This window comes from Microcoleus sp. S13_C3 (assembly GCF_036700905.1).
GTDB lineage: Bacteria > Cyanobacteriota > Cyanobacteriia > Cyanobacteriales > Microcoleaceae > Microcoleus.
The window spans coordinates 1-18,430 of sequence record NZ_JAUBPT010000089.1 but is presented as its reverse complement, the minus strand read 5'-3'; the positions used below and the strand labels follow the sequence as shown (position 1 = coordinate 18,430).

12 protein-coding genes and 1 pseudogene are annotated in these 18,430 nt (G+C 45.1%); 8 read left to right on the top strand and 5 right to left on the bottom strand.

Features of this window, described 5'->3' with window-relative positions; translation table 11 throughout:
• Nucleotides 1–13 precede the first annotated feature (13 nt).
• Together QUA16_RS22465 and fmt are read left to right on the top strand one after the other, a co-directional pair.
• Nucleotides 14–592 carry a Uma2 family endonuclease gene (locus tag QUA16_RS22465; RefSeq protein WP_333105877.1) on the top strand — a complete coding sequence of 193 codons (579 nt, stop codon included), beginning with the start codon at nt 14–16 and terminating at the stop codon, nt 590–592.
• A 42-nt stretch (nt 593–634) separates the two neighbouring features.
• Entirely contained in the window at nt 635–1,648 is a 1,014-nt protein-coding gene (gene fmt, locus QUA16_RS22460; RefSeq protein ID WP_333105878.1) for a methionyl-tRNA formyltransferase, read from the top strand.
• Here the strand turns inward: fmt and QUA16_RS22455 are convergent.
• The 3 genes from QUA16_RS22455 to QUA16_RS22445 all read right to left on the bottom strand — a co-directional run bounded on the left by QUA16_RS22455 (nt 1,638) and on the right by QUA16_RS22445 (nt 5,113).
• Nucleotides 1,638–2,498, bottom strand: coding sequence for a DUF4435 domain-containing protein (locus QUA16_RS22455; protein WP_333105879.1), 861 nt, complete (start codon nt 2,496–2,498; stop codon nt 1,638–1,640). The genes fmt and QUA16_RS22455 overlap by 11 nt on opposite strands.
• A complete protein-coding gene (locus tag QUA16_RS22450; protein WP_333105881.1) occupies nt 2,495–3,799 on the bottom strand; it encodes an AAA family ATPase in 1,305 nt (434 codons plus the stop codon). Before QUA16_RS22450 ends, QUA16_RS22455 begins: the two co-directional genes overlap by 4 nt.
• A gap of 72 nt (nt 3,800–3,871) precedes the next feature.
• Entirely contained in the window at nt 3,872–5,113 is a 1,242-nt protein-coding gene (locus tag QUA16_RS22445) for an exonuclease SbcCD subunit D (RefSeq protein ID WP_333105882.1), read from the bottom strand.
• An 8-nt stretch (nt 5,114–5,121) separates the two neighbouring features.
• Here QUA16_RS22445 and QUA16_RS22440 point away from each other — a divergent pair.
• From QUA16_RS22440 to QUA16_RS22430, 3 genes and pseudogenes are all read left to right on the top strand, one after another.
• A pseudogene (locus QUA16_RS22440) lies at nt 5,122–5,394 on the top strand (zinc ribbon domain-containing protein); the annotation flags it as partial.
• A gap of 26 nt (nt 5,395–5,420) precedes the next feature.
• Nucleotides 5,421–5,633, top strand: coding sequence for a hypothetical protein (locus QUA16_RS22435; RefSeq protein WP_333181341.1), 213 nt, complete (start codon nt 5,421–5,423; stop codon nt 5,631–5,633).
• Between the two features lie 630 nt (nt 5,634–6,263).
• Nucleotides 6,264–8,174 carry an ABC transporter ATP-binding protein gene (locus tag QUA16_RS22430; RefSeq protein ID WP_333181340.1) on the top strand — a complete coding sequence of 637 codons (1,911 nt, stop codon included), beginning with the start codon at nt 6,264–6,266 and terminating at the stop codon, nt 8,172–8,174.
• Nucleotides 8,175–8,382: 208 nt separating this feature from the next.
• Here the strand turns inward: QUA16_RS22430 and QUA16_RS22425 are convergent, their stop codons facing one another.
• Together QUA16_RS22425 and QUA16_RS22420 are read right to left on the bottom strand one after the other, a co-directional pair.
• Nucleotides 8,383–8,958 carry a Uma2 family endonuclease gene (locus tag QUA16_RS22425; protein WP_333105886.1) on the bottom strand — a complete coding sequence of 192 codons (576 nt, stop codon included), beginning with the start codon at nt 8,956–8,958 and terminating at the stop codon, nt 8,383–8,385.
• An 89-nt stretch (nt 8,959–9,047) separates the two neighbouring features.
• Complete coding sequence (locus QUA16_RS22420; protein ID WP_333105887.1) at nt 9,048–10,325, bottom strand: ATP-dependent DNA ligase; 1,278 nt, start codon at nt 10,323–10,325, stop codon at nt 9,048–9,050.
• 351 nt (nt 10,326–10,676) lie between these two features.
• Here QUA16_RS22420 and QUA16_RS22415 point away from each other — a divergent pair, with 351 nt between their 5' ends.
• The 3 genes from QUA16_RS22415 to QUA16_RS22405 all read left to right on the top strand — a co-directional run bounded on the left by QUA16_RS22415 (nt 10,677) and on the right by QUA16_RS22405 (nt 18,360).
• Nucleotides 10,677–10,982: a glutaredoxin family protein gene (locus QUA16_RS22415; RefSeq protein ID WP_333105891.1), complete on the top strand. Its 306-nt coding sequence runs from the start codon at nt 10,677–10,679 to the stop codon at nt 10,980–10,982.
• A gap of 199 nt (nt 10,983–11,181) precedes the next feature.
• A complete protein-coding gene (locus QUA16_RS22410; protein ID WP_333105888.1) occupies nt 11,182–12,684 on the top strand; it encodes a UDP-N-acetylmuramoyl-L-alanyl-D-glutamate--2,6-diaminopimelate ligase in 1,503 nt (500 codons plus the stop codon).
• Between the two features lie 291 nt (nt 12,685–12,975).
• Nucleotides 12,976–18,360, top strand: a complete 5,385-nt coding sequence (locus tag QUA16_RS22405; RefSeq protein ID WP_333105889.1) for an AAA family ATPase — start codon at nt 12,976–12,978, stop codon at nt 18,358–18,360.
• Nucleotides 18,361–18,430 lie beyond the last annotated feature (70 nt).

Here is an 18,430-nt window from a genome sequence, read left to right as displayed (position 1 = left end):
AACTGTAAATCCCATGATAATTCCTAGTGTAGAACAGTTAGATTTAACTTTGGAAGAATGGATGCAAAATCCTCCTGACGGGACGGAGTGGGCGGACGGTAAAGTTATAGTCAAACATCCTGTAGAATTTGTAAATGGAGAAGTAGTGGGGAAACCGGGAATGACTGCAAAAACTCGCCGCATTCAATCAAAGCTAGATTATTACTGGAGAAGTTACATGATCTCAAGCGGCCAAGGGGGCGAGGTTTATGTGGAAGTTAGTTGTCAAACTATGAAAAAAGGGCGGATACCCGATGTATCTTATATTACTCCTGAACTGTTGGCGCAAGTTGGGGAGTTTTCTGTTTTGCCCCAGAGTTTTCCGCTGCTAGCTGAGATTGTTTCGCCTAGCGATTTTGCTGATGATGTTTTTGCTAAGGCACAGGAGTATTTAGAATCGGGATGTTTGGAAGTTTGGCTGCTGTTTCCTAAGAGTAGTTGGGTGTTAGTAATTACTCAAAGTCAGGTGGTTTTGTTCAAGCCAGGTGAGGTGGCGACAACTCAGGTTGTTTTGGCAGGATTTAGGGTGGCGGTGGATGAATTAATGGCGTAGTTTGGTTGTTATTATTGTACTGTACGAAATAAGTAAAAATTTATGAAAATTGTATTTTTTGGCACTCCCGATTTTGCTGTTCCTACTTTATCCAGTTTGCTGAGTCACCCAGAATTTGAGGTTGTGGGTGTGGTGACTCAGCCGGACAAGCGCCGGGGAAGAGGGAATCAATTGATGCCTTCACCTGTAAAAGATGTGGCTTTAAATCACAGTCTCCCGGTTTGGCAGCCGCGCCGAATTAAGAAGGATGCGGAAACGCTTGCTAAGTTGCAGGAAGCGGAGGCGGATGTGTTTGTGGTGGTGGCTTACGGCCAAATTCTTTCTCAAGAAATTCTGGATATTCCTAGTTTGGCTTGCGTTAACGTTCACGGTTCAATTTTGCCGAAGTATCGCGGTGCCGCGCCGATTCAGCGCTGTCTTTTTGACGGGGAAAAGACAACAGGAATTACTACTATGCTGATGGATGCTGGCATGGATACTGGGGCGATGCTGTTGAAGGATTTTGCTGGTATTTCACTGTTGGATAATGCTGATTCTTTGGCGGATAGGTTGGCGGAAGTTGGGGCGAATTTGTTGGTGGAAACTTTGGTGAAATTGAGAGACGACAAAATTGAAGCTGTTGTTCAAGATGATGCTGAGGCGACTTACGCGCCGATGATTAAGAGTGCGGATTATGTGCTGGATTGGTCGAAAAGTGCGATCGCCCTTCACAATCAAGTTAGGGGCTTTTTCCCGGATTGCACGACGACTTTTCGTGGCAATTCTCTGAAGGTGATAGCTACTGTACCCGTCGGGCCGGAATATTGGCTGCAAATGCCAGCGGATTTGAGAGTTTTGGAACGCGAATGGCCTGTTTTAGCCCAGTTGTCGGGCGCAAATGGGGAAGTGGTTAAGGTTGTGAAGGGTTTGGGTGCGATCGTCCAAACCGGTGATGGTTTATTATTATTGCGGGAGGTGCAGTTGGCGGGGAAAAAGGTGCAGTCTGGGGTGGATTTTGCCAATGGAACTCGGTTGGTTGTAGGGGAAGTTTTTGGGAATGTGGAGGTTACAGGTTAGGTAGCACGTGAAACGGTTGATTAGTTTGTTCCCATGTCTGAATAGCTATATAAAGTTTAGTCAGCCGGAAATGAGCAGACTCATAGGCTAGCCTTAAATTTATTTCTAGTACATTGGGTTCAACCTGCTTAGAGTTACAGGAACCTAATGCTTTGCAAAGTGCGATCGACAAAATAGCAATCATATCGTGACCGCAACAAATGTACCACATATCTTGAGTATCTGTTTTTAAGCTATCCATATTTGCTCTAATTTCCGGTTCGTCAAGTCCCGGCTTTTGAGAGTTGTTTTTCACAGTTTGAAGCAACTTCGATTCATTTAGTCCCAAGGTTTTATCATCTACAAATTTATTAAAAGCTAAACCTTCAAATTTCAAACAATAATTAAATTTCAGCGAAGCCCATCGCAAATAACCGATAATCTTGGCACTTTCTAATAAAGTCTGGCGGATATCTTTAGCAAAATTATTAATTTTTGCTTCCGATCCGTGTTCCAAAAGCACCTTTTCAAGTGCTGGCGACTTCAGCAGCATAGTTTCCAGATCATGAGTGTCGGTTAATAGTAAGTTAGGGCTAGATTTAACAACACCTTCTAGTATCCAAAAATCAGCATCAACGACAGCCAACACACCAGCAAAATTATCTTTTTCAAGGATATTTAGCACTTGCACAGCATTATCCTTATTATGGGCAATTTCCACACGACAGTTTGTCGAGTCTACTAAGTTTTTCCAGAGTCGTGCATCTGTATCTCCCTCAGCAATTAGAAAAGAATGTTCAGTGTATTGAGGTTGATTTCTCAGCAGACGAATTTGGTTGGCAATGTAGTTAGGGGTAATGTATTCTCTCATTCAACTGGCCCTTTTAACTCCACTGTCAAATCCCAGCGATCGTCTATAATACTTGGAGAATGAGTTGCGATCAACACATCAAAGTCGGCCAGTTTGATAATTGCTTGCAAATCTTTGAGAAACTCGACTTGCCACGCTACGTGCAGGGAAAGTTCTGGTTCGTCAATGAGAATTAGCGAACTAGGTTTGACCTTGAATAACAACTGGTAAAGCATTACTAATTCGTGCTGTTCCCCGAAAGATAAATCGGTGGGTGATAAAGGTTTGCCGTCAGCAGTCGTAAAGGTAAAACCGTTTTTTTTGCTGATATTCATATTCTTATAACGAAATTTCTGTTGAATAATTCGTTGGAAAAGCTCTATTTTTGCCGCAATTTCGTTAAAGACCATGAATTTTTTTTCGACATCTTCAAGATAGACGGATAAGATATTTTTGGTTGTTAGATCGATATGTTGTTGCAATTGAAAATCTGAATTCTCGTCTCCTTCTAAAAGACTCGTTTTTATGAGACGAGAACGCTGTTCTTCAATTTCATTTAATTTATTGCGAAGTGTTTCTTCTGTCAACTCAGACGTTATTTTGTTGTTAACAACTCTTGCCGGAAAAGTTCTGTCAAGAGATTGAGACAATGCACCATATTCAGCTAGCTTTGTTTGGATCTCTTCTGCAAGTTCCTGAGAATATATATCAAGTGATGGAATCATTGATGGGTGTTTCATATCTCCCTGTGCTTTGGGAACATCTGAGTGAGTTAACAAACGTTGAGTTTCTATGAAACGAACATCGATAGATTTTTTTATTTGTGATAGCCACTTTGGTTCTTCCTTGATTCTCTCTAAATCTTCATCTAGTAAGTCATCAAAGCTATCGTCAATATTTTCTAAGGATTGGTTTTTCTGAAATATATCTATATCTTTTAGCATTTTTTCATTCGATAGCCGTAATTTTCTGATAGCCGAATCTAGGACACTTAGCTTTGAATCTAGTAAGAAATTCAATGAAAATGTTTCGGGTTTGGAATCAGGTTGTAAAAATTGAAAAATCAAACTTTCGGTCAATTCGATAAATTTAGCTATTAGTAGATGACTGCCATCATCAAAATCCACTCGAAATTGTTCAAAAGGGAGACTGCGAAGTTCTGAATAACGCGAATTAAAAAATCCATTAATTATCCTGAGTAAGGCTGTTTTACCAATTCCATTCTGTCCATGAACGAGCGTAATTCTATCTTCCATATTGAAATAAACCTGATGGTTAAAAACTCCAAAAAGTTTGGTTACAGAAATTTTATTGATTCTCATATTTCCCTCTGGTGAAACCTCAAATTAGAATTAGCATCCTTGAGTGTTACAGACAAATTAGTCATGGTGTACCTAAAATTCAACCAAAACTTCCTCCGCGCCGCCCAACAAACCCTGTGCCGCCTCCAACATACTCTCCGCAACATCTTTCAAATCTTCGCGACTTGCCAGATAAGTTTTCAAAGCTTCTAAGGGTTCTATACTATTATTAGCATTCAATTCTGGCAACCGGGGCCTCGCTAACTGACTGACTAATTCCGGCTGGATTGTGTAGCTGTGCGCTTCGCCCAGAAGTGTGTGCAATTCTGCGTTGTCGATTAAATCTAATTGTTCGGATCGCAATTGGTAGATCAATCTCACAACCGCGTCTGCGATCTCCTTCTTCCCAATAGCTTTCACCAGCTCAGCTTGCGGGTTTTCTGATTCGGAAACATTCACTTTAATAGTCTGAAACACCCGCACTGGCAAAGTGCAAAATTCCCACTCTGCTTTCCCCCGTTCCAAATTAACTAACACAAAACCTTTATCTTCTTTCTCTTCGCTAAAGTCAACTCGTTCGATACTTCCGGGATAAATTACTGGCGGATTGTTGGAAGCGTTGAGATTTTGGTGTTTGTGAACGTGGCCGAGAGCAACGTAATCAAAACAAGGGCGAGTTAGCATGGAAACGGGAATGTTAAAACCTTTGCCAACTGCTAAAAAACGTTCGGCGCCCAGACTGGCTTTATCTGCCATTAAGTGCGCTAAAAGGACGGTTGGTATGTCGGGGTTGAGGCGGCGAATTTCGCCTTCCATTGCGATCGTCAGTTTTTCGGTTAATAATTGGTTAACATCGCCCATAGACAGGCTTTCAGTCTCGGAACGTGTCATTAAGGTCGATCGAGTCAACCAAGGTAATGTTACCACCTGTACGGGCCCGCTGCGGGTTTGAATCAGGTGAGTGTCCAGGCGATCGCCTACAATAAACTTAGGTATTCCCAAAGTCCGATAAATTCCCAAACTCGCGCCGCCTTGTCCCTGAGAATGTTGGTCGTGATTTCCTACTAGCAAAACTGTCGGAATTTGCGCGTCAACCAAGCGGCTGAATTGGCGAGCAAAAGCCTCTTTAACAAACGGTGGAGGCGTCGAATCCGGGAAAGCATCGCCGCCGAATATGACTAAATCTACGGGTTCAGAAATTGCTCTATCCATACATTTGCTCAGCGTCGCGGCGAAGTCTTCCAGCCGCGTATTTAAACCGGTTTCTGGATTAATCCGGCCGTGGGAAAAGCCGCTACCCATGTGAATGTCTGAAAGGTGTAAGATTTTAATCATTTAAGCACGGTGGTGTTGTAGTAGACGTAACAGAAGAGTACACATCAAAAACCTGCTCAAAGTGTGGACAGGTCCATACTAAATTAGGCGGGTCTAAAGTCTTTAAATGTCCAGAGTGCGGACACACTCTGGACAGAGACAAAAACGGTGCTTTCAATATTTTGTTGAAAGCTTTGAGAGATACCTCCTTGATAGGAGAGCTTGCTGCTTTCTCTATCTTGCCATACACGGTTATTCCTGGCGAGCGTCCGGGATTTACCGGGTTAAATGTATCTGTCTAGTTGAATGGAAACTGGTTCTGGTGCTAATGCTTCCGGCCCAGGTGGTGTTGCAGTTGGCAATGCAGTTTCCTGTGTTGGTTGTGTGGGTGGTGTTTCCCCTATTAGTGATGCTGTGGGTGTTGTTGCGAGCGATACAACGAATGGTGGTGCTTGCACACCTGTTTTTATCTGTGTTAGCTTATTACTTAGAAGGGAATATGTGTCAACGATTACCGTCCGTCGTCGTTGTTCGAGGATGAGGAGCAGTTGAATGCTTCTGATTCGGGGCCGATGGTTGTTGTGGTTAAGCCATCCACTCCAGCAAAACGGAAAGCTTCAACAAAATTTACTTCTGAGGGTTTTCCAGTTCCCAGTTTTCGGACGTTAATAACAAATTTATCGACAATCGCTAAAAATCGAGTCTAGCCTAAATTGCGTCGGGTTTCAGTTAGTTTCGACCAACTGACGATGCCGGCTCCTTTGCAACGCAGAGAGCTTTGGATTTACTGAAGGTTTCCCTAATATTGTAGTTATCTATTGGGCGAGGGCGTTAGCCCTATTGCCCGACTGATGGGGTTTTTGCTTGGATGCGATCGACCACTTGGGGAAAGTTCCGCACTAAAAGTTGAGACTATTTCAACTTTGTGACTGCTTTCGGGAAAGCAACGCTTACGCATCACACCAGGAAGCATACGCGATCTCGCTTTCTATTTAGCTACCCTTAAACAACGAAACTCTACCTTACATCTTGCACCAGTCGAATAATCTCACATTCCATCTGCCCTGCTTGACAACAGGGGTGAAAACCCAAAGTTAATTTCTGGCTTCTCTGACTGGGGTGAAACTTCCTAATTGGTGCATTGTCTTACTTATAGGCATCCAGCACATCCATGAATTTTCCATTCAAAGCACGTTTGAAGAGCCAGAAGAATTCACCAAAAATGGTGATGCCGTTAATTAACCAACATTGGTTGGTGCGGATCGTCCTGCGCTCTATTTCCTACTTCCGCCAAGATTTATGGCTGATAGTCACACTCTTGCTTTTAATCGGGGCATCGGTGCTTTTGAACCTTCTCAACGCCTGGCCGATCGCGATTCTAGTCGATACGGTTTTGTCACCAACTCCGAAATCCAACTGGATTCATACACTGTTTCTTGCCCCGTTCGGTGAGGGTACACTGAATCGAATTTTCGGAATGGCGTTCGTCGCGATGATTATTAGAATCCTGAGCGATACCGTCTTCATGCTTCGTAGGATGTTGAACTACCGCATCCAGTACAACGGAACCTTGCGCGTTCGCACCGAACTCTACGACAAAATGCAGGCGCTGAGTCTCGGCTGGCACGGCGATCGCTCGCAGGGTGACGCAATCTATCGGTTGAGCTACGACAGTCTTGGCCCCTGGGGGGTAATCGATACGCTCATCGGCTCCACGGCCGCATCGGTGACGCTGACGGCGATGATCTGGATCATGTTGTCGCGCCACGTCCTTCTCACCGTGTTTGCGCTTTCGTTCACTCCGCTTCTAATACTGGCGAATTGGTACTTCGAGGGAAGGATTAGGAGTCGAGCCCTGGAGTCGAAGCAGACCGATGCGGTGATGACCTCAACCATGCAGCAAGCTATAGAGTTGATCGGGCTAATCCAGTCCTTCGGTCGAGAAGCAACGGAGTCGCGGCGCTTCGGACAGGCGGTCGAACGCAGCGTCAAGGCCTCCATGCGGCTCAATTGGCAAGAAAACCTCTATCCGCTAGCGGTTCAGGTAGTCTTTGCCCTGGGAAGCGGGGTAATCTTAGGCTACGGCGGATACCTAGTTTATCGCGACCAGTTCTTGCGTCCGGTACAGGGCGGCGTGACCATTGGCGATTTGCTCGTATTCATGGCGTACCTGGGGCAGTTCTGGGACCCGATAGGTTGGGTGTTGGGGTTCACGACCAAGATCCAGACGTTTGTAGCTTCATGCGATCGCGTCTTTACGATTATTGACGAACCGCCCGCCATACAAGACGCGCCTGACGCGCGATCGCTTACCGTCTATCCCCGCACACTAGCATTTGCCGACGTGAGCTTTGAGTACAACGCTGGGCAACCCGTTTTACGGAATATCAGCGCTAGTATCGAGCCCGGTCAGATGGTGGCGTTTTTGGGCGCTAGCGGGACGGGAAAGAGTACGCTGCTCAATCTTTTGCCTCGCTTCTATGACCCGACATCGGGCAGCGTCCTTCTCGACGGCTTTGACCTCCGCACCCTTAAACTTACCGATGTCCGCAAACACATGGCGCTCGTCTCGCAAGGCAGCCCACTCTTTCCCGGAACGATCGCAGAAAATATTGCTTACGGTCGCCCGGATGCTCTGCTCTCGGATATTCGGGAGGCGGCGGTTGAATCTGGGGCAGCCGAGTTCATCGAAACCTTGCCGGATCAGTATGATACCTCGATCGCTGAGGGCGGTCAAAACCTATCGGGGGGACAGCGACAGCGCCTAGCTATCGCGCGAGCGCTCGTCACTAAGGCTCCCATACTCATCCTCGACGAACCCACGAATGCGCTGGACTTGAAGCACGAGCAGTGGGTATTAGAGACTTTGCAACGTCTACGTCGCAACAGAACCATCATCTTGGTCACGCACCGACTCGAAACTGCCGTAGACTGCGATCGGATTTTTGTGATGCAGGAGGGCGAGATTAAGGAGTCTGGCACCCACGGCGAACTCCTTACCCAGCAGGGGTTCTATTACCGAATGTTGGGCTACAACCCAGTCAGGTCAATAGGGCTTACTGATAAACCCTGCATCGAGTAGGAGTACGACATGGCGAACTTATTTCTTATCCTTTTGCTTCAATTGGTTGCCTGTCTGCCTAGTAAATTATCTTTTGGGTTAGTAGTGATGACTTCAGCCCTCCTTTAGCTTCGGCAGAAAAACTAAAGTCTTTACTAAGAACTAGGTTTAAGGTTTTTGTCCAAGTACAGACGAGAGGAGATTACTACTAAAAATATTGTTTCATACATCACAATACCATGCCGGGTACTTTTTGATAAACTTGTGCGATCTGGCAGCGAAAATCTATACTCATTAACTCTAACTCATCTCCTTGTCGGTAAATCTGAGAAACCCAATTTCCCTCAGCATTAAGCCGAAAACACTCAATTTTAATCTCAGCTTGAGTGATGAGTACGTATTCTTGCAAACTCGGAGAAGTTTGGTAATCGGCAAATTTATCGCCTCTGTCGAAAGCTGCTGTTGAGGGCGACAATACCTCAACTACTAAAGATGGATATAAAATGAAATCTTCCGTAGTTGAGGTATCCCTTTCGTCGCAAGTCACCGCTACATCAGGATAGTAATAGCAATTTGCCTCTTCCAGTCGGACTTTTATATCTGATGATAAAACTAAGCATGGCGTATTCAGAAGATGATTTCCCAGCAGCCGAACTAAATTACTACCAATAATAATGTGAGGTTTTTTTGCCCCTGTCATTGCATAAACCTGTCCGCGTCTATATTCGTGTTTGATCGGGCTTACTCGCTCGCCTTCTAGGTACTCTTCGGGAGAAATGTAGAAATTGTTTTTGCTGATAACCATTGATTTTTACTCCGCTGATTTTGTCTGATACTATGTGTTGGAACTCGCATATTTGGGGAAGGAAACCGCAGTGCCGTTTCCCTACAAATTTAACAAAACTCCAGAAATCGTGCGTGCCATAATTTGCCACTTTCCGTCAAACCCTGCGATCGCACTTTAATTTTGACACTTTTGGGGTTAGCCTCGTAGAGTCGGGCAATTTCCTGCATTTCCTCCCCGCTAAACCCGGTTCCCACGGTTCCTACGGGGACTAATTTGCCATCAATTTCTTGCGCTACTTTGACGGCGCTAAACGGCCGCCCCGCAACTTTTGTCGCCGTCAAACCCACAATAAACAAATCGTGTTCTTGACAGTATTTAGTCCTCACCATCGGATATTTCTTAACATCTTTTCCGCCGACATAGTGACAGTTGTGCAACACCCAAACTTCGCCTTCTTTATTTTCAGATTGCTGCTGATTTGCCAGGACGAGTTTTTCGGCGGTGGTGCGAAATGTCGGTACAACTTCAAAGGCTGGGGATAAATTCGCCAGCATTTCGCCAACTTCAACTCCCGCTGCAATTCGTTCGGATTCTGCCACGGGAGTTAAATCATTGCCTTTGAAAAACAAACTTTTAAAAATGGCATAAATTGCGCTGGGCTGGATTGTCGGAAAACCGCTTTCAATATTAACTGTAGCAGCTTGCGCCCCGGTGCGGTGTTCGCTGCCGGTACAGCTTTTGTAATACAGTTCGCCGTCTAAAACAAAGGTGCCAATTTTAGCGGCTGTGTCGATTAATGTGCGATCGATCTCAATCGATGCCTGTTGCCGCAGGTTAGTCGATCGCGATTGGTAGTATACTTTATCTGGCGTCGCAATGACCACTACTCGGTTGCCGTCGCGCTTCGGCTGTCCCCAATAATCGGGATTTTCGATGTAATAAGAACGTTCACTGGGCGCGTCCACCGGCTGCATGGTGACAATCCTTCCCGGCTGCAACTGCGGTGGCAATTCGGCAACAATGGGATTGTTGGCAGTTTCTATTTTTGGGGCGGAAGTTGATTGTTTAGCAGGAGCCAAATCGGCGGTAGAATTGTTTGGAGTATTGATGGCGATCGGCTTTTCTCCGGTTTCCAATTCAAACGCTCTTTTCCAAAAGCCGATCGCCATTTCCGGGTATCCTTCCGACTCCGCGCACAGTGCAAAACCAATAACTTTTGCCGTACCGATGCCGCGCCCGTAATCAGCCAAATACTGCACGGCCCCCGCTTCTCCCATCAAGTGCAATCCTCGCGTAACGATGCGATTGTTCCAGCGTTCTCGAATGTCGGCGCTAATTTTTTTAGCTGCTTTTCGCTTGGCTTCTGCGTATTCGGTGCAGTCCATACTGCCTCCTTTATGTAGGGCTATTTATATACTATACTCAACATTGATTTATTAGTCAAGCTTAAGTATAAAATTAGGTGGTGTGAATAAATTTAACTCTTTCATTTGTGAACTAGATTTATTTTTTAACCGCAGAGGCGCAGAGGACACAGAGGAAGAGAAGAAAGAGAGGGATGGGGTTGTAGTGTTTTGATTGTCAAACGCGGTAATCTGTTCGCCGCCAATGCTAAGATAACTTCGATCGCGCATTGCGACCAATAAAGCCCTGAGTTGTGTCTTACTCGCGTTGAGTTCGCCAACTGCCGATCGGACATTTCAGAATTTAAGATCGAGTTTAATCTTACTGTTATGATGCGATTGATTTTGTACACCAAACCCGGATGCCACTTGTGCGAAGGGTTGCAAGAAAAACTGGAACAGATTGAAAGCCTGAACTTTCAACTCGAAGTCAGAGATATTACCGAACGCGATGACTGGTTTCAAGCTTATCAGTACGAAGTTCCTGTTTTGTTTAAAGTGCAGCCCCAGCCAACAAATTCTGCTAGCGAGGCTGGATTCTCCCCTGAAGAACTGTTACCCCGTCCTTCTCCCCGCTGTAGTGTCGCCCAATTGGAGCAAATGTTACAGAAATATTTGCAAATCGATCCGTCAAAATAATACGATTTACCCAAAAACTCAGGTTTTAATCCTGACTTCGGGGTGATCGGTGTGCAGCTTACTCTAGGGCGAGAGACTTTATAGCCCGCGTAAAAAAAACCTATGGTTTGCACCGCGCACAGCAAAAACCTGTAGATAGTGGCTCAAACAATCGGTTCCCCCAGTCATATTCAAGACATTCAAGCGAGGAGTTTTTCAGATGAAATTGAGAGAATTATTAGCAGCAGTTCCCAGCATTTCCTTTGACGCCCAACATCCCGCCCTCGATGCCGAAGTCAAGGGTTTATCCACTAATTCCCACGCTTGTCAGGCGGGCGATTTGTTTTTGGGAATGCCGGGAACTCGGGTTGATGGGGGAGATTTTTGGCAAAGTGCGATCGAATCTGGTGCACTTGCCGCCATAATTTCCACCCAAGCAGCCGAGAAAACACCTTCCCAAGGCGGGGGTACTTGCGTCATCGCAGCAGCGGATATGGCTCAAGTTTGCGGTCAAATAGCAACTGCTTTTTACGGCAATCCAGCTAGCAAATTAAAACTTGTCGGCGTTACCGGGACTAACGGCAAAACTACAACAACTCATTTAATCGAATTTTTGCTCAATGAAATGCAGTTGCCGACGGCGATTTTTGGTACGCTTTACACTCGCTGGCCGGGCTTTCAACAAACTGCACTTTACACCACACCTTTTGCGGTTGACCTGCAAAAGCAATTAGCAGAAGCTGTAGCAGCCGGATGCAAACACGGGGTGATGGAAGTCAGTTCCCACGCTTTAGCGCAGCAGCGAGTTTTAGGGTGTACTTTTGAAGTTGCTGTCTTTACAAATTTGACTCAAGACCATCTCGATTATCACCGCGATATGGAGGATTATTTTGAGGCTAAATCGCTTTTATTTGGTTCGGATTACCTCAAAAATCGCGCTGTAATTAATATTGATGATCCCTACGGGCAGCGGATAGTTGAAAGTTTAAAGTCCGACCGAGTTTGGAGTTACAGCACTGTTCTGAAAACCGCAGATTTGTATGCTTTTGATTTGGAGTATCAGCCCAATGGAGTTAAGGGAATGCTGCACACTCCGAAGGGCGAAACGGCTTTTGTTTTGCCTTTAGTCGGTCAGTTCAATTTATCAAATATGTTGGCTGCTGTTGGTGCTGCTTTAGAATTGGGTTTAGATTTGTCCGCAATTGTGGAGAAATTATCTCAGTTTTCGGGAGTTCCGGGACGGATGGAACGGGTGCAAATTAGTCCCGACCAAGATATTAGCGTTATTGTGGATTACGCGCACACTCCAGACAGCTTGGAGAACTTGTTGAAGGCGTCGCGGCCGTTTATTCCCGGTCAGATGATTTGCGTGTTTGGCTGCGGTGGCGATCGCGATCGCACTAAGCGGCCGATCATGGGTAAAATCGTTGCAGAATTAGCCGATTTAGCGGTTGTTACTTCCGACAATCCGCGCACGGAAAATCCCGATCGCATTTTGGAGGATGTTTTAGCAGGAATTCCCGTCGCAGTAAAGCCGATCGTGATGTGCGATCGCGCCGCTGCAATTCGCACTGCTATTATGGACGCTAAACCGGGAGATGGCGTGCTGATTGCAGGGAAAGGACACGAAGATTATCAAATTTTGGGCACCGAAAAAGTCCATTTTGACGATCGAGAACAAGCGCGAGATGCCTTGAAAGCGAGAATACATTCAGTTAAGTAAATTCGGTTAAAAGTTAACAGTTAACCGTTAACTGTTAACTTTTAGCTGTTCGCTGGCTGTAAAATTTATTGTATTTTTAAGTATTGATACGAAGGTATAATCTGATTTACCCTAAGTATATCGATGCGAAAAAAACATAATACCTTGTAGGGGTATTATTAGCGGGTATCAATACTATCAGGCAAGTTTTTGCGGCAAAACCCGCTAGACCCTGAACTTTATTAGCCCAGACATACTGAGATTATATATAATAGTAATAGACAATTAATTTATAAAAAAATAACTATTGCTATGATAGAACTAACTGGCTATCAAATTATCGCTGGAATTTATTCAGGCACTCGCACCCTAGTTTATCGTGGAACTCGCCTCTCGGACCAAAAACCGGTAGCCATCAAAGTCTTGCGGAACGAGTATCCAAGCTTCAGCGAACTCTTGCATTTTCGCAATCAATACACGATCGCCAAAAACCTGAATTTGCCCGGAATCATCCAAACCTACAGCTTGGAACCCTACCGGAATGGCTATGCGTTGATTGTGGAAGACTTCGGGGGAATTTCTCTGAAGGAATGGACGGGAAAAGGAAAAACCGTGCAATCTCTGGTTTATTTTTTCCAAATTGCGATCGACCTAAGCAATACCTTAGATATACTTTACCGCCACCGCATCATTCACAAAGACATTAAACCCGCCAACATTCTGATTAATCCTGAGACTAAACAAGTCAAACTCATTGACTTTAGTATTGCATCTTTGCTGCCGCGAGAAACTCAAACCCTGATGAGTCCCAACGTGCTCGAAGGAACACTCAGCTATTTGTCTCCCGAACAAACCGGAAGGATGAATCGCGGCGTTGACTACCGCACGGATTTTTATTCTCTGGGTGTCACCTTTTACGAGTTGCTGACGGGAGAATTGCCGTTTCAATCTAACGATCCGATGGAATTGGTACACTCTCATATTGCCAAACAACCGCCGCTGCTTGGCGAAAAAAAAAGGGGGGAAATTCCCCAAGTTCTCTGCGACATCGTGATGAAATTGATGGCGAAGAATGCCGAAGACCGTTATCAGAGTGCTTTGGGGCTAAAATTTGATTTAGAATTTTGTTGGCGTCAACTAGAAGAAAGTGGTAAAATAAAAAGTTTTGCGATCGCGCGGCGGGATGTGTGCGATCGGTTCATCATACCAGAGAAACTTTACGGCAGAGAAACCGAAGTTGCCCAATTATTGGCAGCGTTCGATCGCATCTCTGGTTCCGAGACTCTTCCTGGGAACGAGGGAAAGCGGGAGTTAATGCTGGTGGCGGGTTTTTCCGGCATTGGCAAAACTGCCATTGTTAACGAAGTTCACAAACCAATTGTTCGCCAGCGCGGCTACTTCATCAAAGGCAAATTTGACCAATTTAATCGCAATATTCCATTCTCAGCTTTTGTGCAAGCATTTCGAGAATTGATGGGGCAATTGCTGAGTGAAAGCGAGGCTCAATTAGCAGCTTGGAAAACCAAAATTTTAGCTGCGCTTGGTGACAGCGCCCAAGTAATCATTGAAGTAATTCCTGAATTAGAGCAAATTATCTCTCAACAGCCACCCGCAACAGAACTGTCGGGGACAGCCGCACAAAACCGCTTTAATTTACTCTTTCAAAAATTCCTGCAAGTATTCACCACAAAACAACATCCCTTAGTAATTTTCCTCGATGATTTGCAGTGGGCAGATTCGGCATCTTTGAAACTGATGCAGTTGTTGATGAGTGAGTCAGACGGCAGATATCTATTATTAATTGGAGCTTATCGCGACAATGAAGTTTCCGCCGCTCATCCTTTGATGTTGGCGCTAGAGGAGATTGGAAAAGCACAAGCTGCAATCAAAACGATTAGATTAGCCGCGCTGACAGAAACGAGTTTAAATCAACTCGTTGCCGATACGCTTAGCTGTTCGCCCGAAATCGGCCAACCATTAACTCAACTAATTTATCAAAAAACCAAAGGCAATCCCTTTTTTAGCGTGCAATTCCTGAAAATGCTGCACGATGAGGGGCTGATTCAGTTTGACTTGGATGGGGGCAATTGGCACTGCGACCTTGCCAAAGTAAAAGCATTAGCAGTGACTGATGATATCGTTGACTTTATGGCGTTACAGTTGCAAAAATTGCCGCCAGCGACTCAGAATGTCTTAAAGTTGGCAGCTTGTATTGGCAATCAATTTGATTTGGATACTTTGGCCGTTGTTTCTGAGCAATTGGCAACGGAAACGGCGGCGGATTTGTGGCAGGCATTGCAAGAGGAGTTAATCCTCCCTGAAAGTGAAGTCTACAAGTTTTATCTGGGGCTGGAAAAACAGGATAGGGCACAAAATTCGGAGGTTGTGAATTACAAGTTTTTGCACGATCGCGTCCAGCAAGCCGCCTATTCCCTAATTCCTGAAGACCAAAAACAATCCGTCCATTTGCACATTGGGCAATTGCTATGGGATCGAACCTCAGCAGAGCAACTAGACGAGAAAATTTTTGCGATTGTCAGTCAATTTAATCTGGGTATCGATCGTATTGCAATTCAGGCTCAGCGAGACCATCTAGCCAACCTCAATTTGATGGCGGCGCGTAAAGCACGGCTCTCGGCTGCTTACCCAGCATCAGCTCAATACTGTGACATAGGGCTGCAACTTTTAGCCACTGACAGTTCTGACGAATGGATGAGACAGCCCATTCTTACTTCAGAACTGCACATTGAAGCTGCTAATTCAGCCTGTCTGATTGGCGCATTTGAGCGGGTAAATGTTTGCGTCGAGGCAGTTCTCGAACATACGGCAAACCCCCTAGAACAAGTTAAAGCCTTAGAAATAAAGATTCAATCCTTGATTGCCCGCAATCAATTATCAGAGGCGATTCAGGTGGCACGGGCAATCCTTCAAGAGTTGGATGTTGAGTTGCCAGAACATCCCACCCAAGATATGGTAGCCCCTGCTCTCAATACTATTCGCGATCGACTGATGAGTGTGGATGTAATGAATTCACCAAGGATGAGCGATCCACAGAAGCTGGCTGCAATGAATATTCTCAGCAGTATGGCTTCAGCAGCCTATATGGGTTCGCCAGCCCTCTATCCCTTGATTGTGCTCAAACAAATTGAATTGTCACTTCAGTTTGGAAATGCCATCCAAACACCCTATGCTTATTCAACCTATGGACTAATTCTCTGTGCATTTGGTGGGGAAATTGTAGCCGGTAATCGTGCTGCTGATATCGCGATCGCCTTGATGGAAATGTTGAAAGCATCGAGTTTCAAAGCGAAAATTATCAATTTAGTTTATCCCTTTGTTCGCATTTGGCAGGAGCCAATTCATACTGTACTGATGCCTTTGCTGGAAGGCTATCAAGCGGGTTTGGAAACGGGAGATTTGGAGTTCGCCGCTTACTGTGTGCATAACCGATGTGAACTTGCTTATGCGGCCGGAAATGAACTTTTACAACTGGGGCAAGAGAAAGAAATCTATGCCGAGGCGATCGCCCAACTCAAACAAACAACTGCTCTAAACTTTCACCAAATTCATCAACAAGCAGTTTTAAATTGGATAGGTGAAACCGACGAGCCGCAGAAACTCGTTGGAGCAGCTTACGATGAAACGACGCGATTGCCTCAGCATCAGTCAGCGGGAGATACTTACTCGATCGGGAGCGTCTATGCTCATAAATTGATTCTGGCTTACCATTTTGGGCAACCCCAGGAAGCTCTGGAAATGGCTCAAATTGCCGAGACAACAATTGGTGCCATTATCGGAACAGTGTTCTATGGCGTCTTTTATTTCTATCATGCACTGACGTTACTCGCAAACACAAACACCTTGCCAATTAGTGAAGCGGTTACGAAGGATCTTGAGCAACTTACTAACTGGGCAACTCATGCACCCATGAACTTTGCCCACAAATGCGATTTAATTCGAGCCGAACAGCAGCGAGTTTTAGGACACAAAGCAGAGGCGATCGACCTCTACGATCGCGCCATCTCCCTCGCTAAAGAAAACCAATTCCTCAACGAAGAAGCCTTAGCCAACGAACTCGCCGCTAAATTCTACCTCAAATGGGGCAAAGAAAAAGTTGCCGCAGCCTATATGCAGGAAGCCTACTATTGTTACGCCCGCTGGGGAGCGAAAGCCAAAACCGATGACTTAGAAAAACGTTATCCCGATCTGCTGCGCCCCATCTTACAACAGTCCGCCCAACCCATCACTATTTTAGAAACCCTATCCACCCTTACCAATCCCACCTACTCAATTCATTCGGGCACCCACCACACTACCTCAAGCACCTCGATCAACCATGCTCTAGATTTTACGACCCTGCTGCAAATTTCCCAAGTCATCTCCAGCACGATCGACCTCAATGAGTTGCTGCAAATTCTGACCCAAACCATGCTACAAAACTCTGGAGCCGATCGCTGTGCACTGATGCTCTGCCAAGATCAACAATGGCAAGTGCGGGCGATAGCTACCTGGGAAAACATTAGCCTGCAAAGGGAACCCCTAGAGAACAATCCCACCGTTCCCGTTAAATTAATCCAGTATGTCAAAAACACCCTAGCAGCAGTTGTCATCGATCACATCAAAACTGATCTGCCTGTGATTGACGATTATTTAGAGCACCACCAACCAGAGAGTTTGCTGGGTTTGCCAATTCTCAATCAGGGGAATTTGGTCGGCATTTTATATCTAGAAAATCGGATAACCAGTGGGGTGTTTAGTCACGATCGCCTCCTAGTGCTGAATTTTCTCTCTAGTCAAGCGGCGATCGCTCTAGAGAATGCAGGCCTCTATCACCAAGTACAGCAGACTTTGAATGAACTTCAGCAAACTCAGATGCAAATGATCCAAAGTGAAAAGATGTCAGCATTAGGTAATCTAGTGGCAGGGGTTGCCCATGAAATCAACAACCCCGTTGGTTTCATTGCCGGGAACATTAATGAAGCTCATGCTGGAGTCCAAGACTTAATTGATTATTTGCGTCTCTATCAAGAAAAGTTTCCTCCATCGGAAGCAGAATTGATTAATAAAGCAGAGGAAATAGATTTAGATTATCTAGCAGAAGATTTACCCAAAATGTTGAGTTCCATGAAAATAGGATGCGAGCGCATCAAAAACATCAGCACCTCCCTCCGTACTTTCTCTCGCGCCGATACTGCCCATAAAGTTGAGGCTAATATCCACGAAGGACTTGATAGCACTTTGATGATTTTACGCCATCGCCTGAAAGCGAACGACAAGCATCCTGAAATTCAAATCATTAAAAAGTACGGCAATATTCCCAAAGTAAAATGTTATTTGGGACAATTAAACCAGGTATTTATGAATTTGTTAGCAAATGCGATCGATGCCTTAGAAGAATCGAATCAAGGACGGAGTTTTGCCGCAATTCAAGCCCATCCCAACCACATCACTATTCGGACAAAAGTAGAAGGTGAAAAGGTAAAAATTTCCATCGCCGATAACGGAAAAGGAATGTCAGAACAGGTAAAAAATCGTATCTTCGACCATCTATTCACCACTAAAGATGTCGGCAAAGGAACTGGGTTAGGACTGGCGATCGCGCGTCAAATTGTAGAAGAAAAACACGGCGGTAAACTGAGTTGTTTTTCTACACCTGGAGAAGGAACGGAGTTTGTGATTGAGATTTTAATTGACTAATGACTAATGACTAATGACTAATGACTAATGACTAATGACTAATGACTAATGACTAATGACTAATGACTAA

What these genes read in the sequence shown, in the direction of transcription:
- QUA16_RS22415 (WP_333105891.1), top strand. Translation starts at nt 10,677, where the DNA reads ATGCGATTGATTTTGTACACCAAACCCGGATGCCACTTGTGCGAAGGG.
- QUA16_RS22465 (WP_333105877.1), top strand. Translation starts at nt 14, where the DNA reads ATGATAATTCCTAGTGTAGAACAGTTAGATTTAACTTTGGAAGAATGG.
- QUA16_RS22435 (WP_333181341.1), top strand. Translation starts at nt 5,421, where the DNA reads ATGCTTCCGGCCCAGGTGGTGTTGCAGTTGGCAATGCAGTTTCCTGTG.
- QUA16_RS22410 (WP_333105888.1), top strand. Translation starts at nt 11,182, where the DNA reads ATGAAATTGAGAGAATTATTAGCAGCAGTTCCCAGCATTTCCTTTGAC.
- QUA16_RS22425 (WP_333105886.1), bottom strand. Translation starts at nt 8,958, where the DNA reads ATGGTTATCAGCAAAAACAATTTCTACATTTCTCCCGAAGAGTACCTA.
- QUA16_RS22450 (WP_333105881.1), bottom strand. Translation starts at nt 3,799, where the DNA reads ATGAGAATCAATAAAATTTCTGTAACCAAACTTTTTGGAGTTTTTAAC.
- fmt (WP_333105878.1), top strand. Translation starts at nt 635, where the DNA reads ATGAAAATTGTATTTTTTGGCACTCCCGATTTTGCTGTTCCTACTTTA.
- QUA16_RS22430 (WP_333181340.1), top strand. Translation starts at nt 6,264, where the DNA reads ATGAATTTTCCATTCAAAGCACGTTTGAAGAGCCAGAAGAATTCACCA.
- QUA16_RS22455 (WP_333105879.1), bottom strand. Translation starts at nt 2,498, where the DNA reads ATGAGAGAATACATTACCCCTAACTACATTGCCAACCAAATTCGTCTG.
- QUA16_RS22445 (WP_333105882.1), bottom strand. Translation starts at nt 5,113, where the DNA reads ATGATTAAAATCTTACACCTTTCAGACATTCACATGGGTAGCGGCTTT.
- QUA16_RS22405 (WP_333105889.1), top strand. Translation starts at nt 12,976, where the DNA reads ATGATAGAACTAACTGGCTATCAAATTATCGCTGGAATTTATTCAGGC.
- QUA16_RS22420 (WP_333105887.1), bottom strand. Translation starts at nt 10,325, where the DNA reads ATGGACTGCACCGAATACGCAGAAGCCAAGCGAAAAGCAGCTAAAAAA.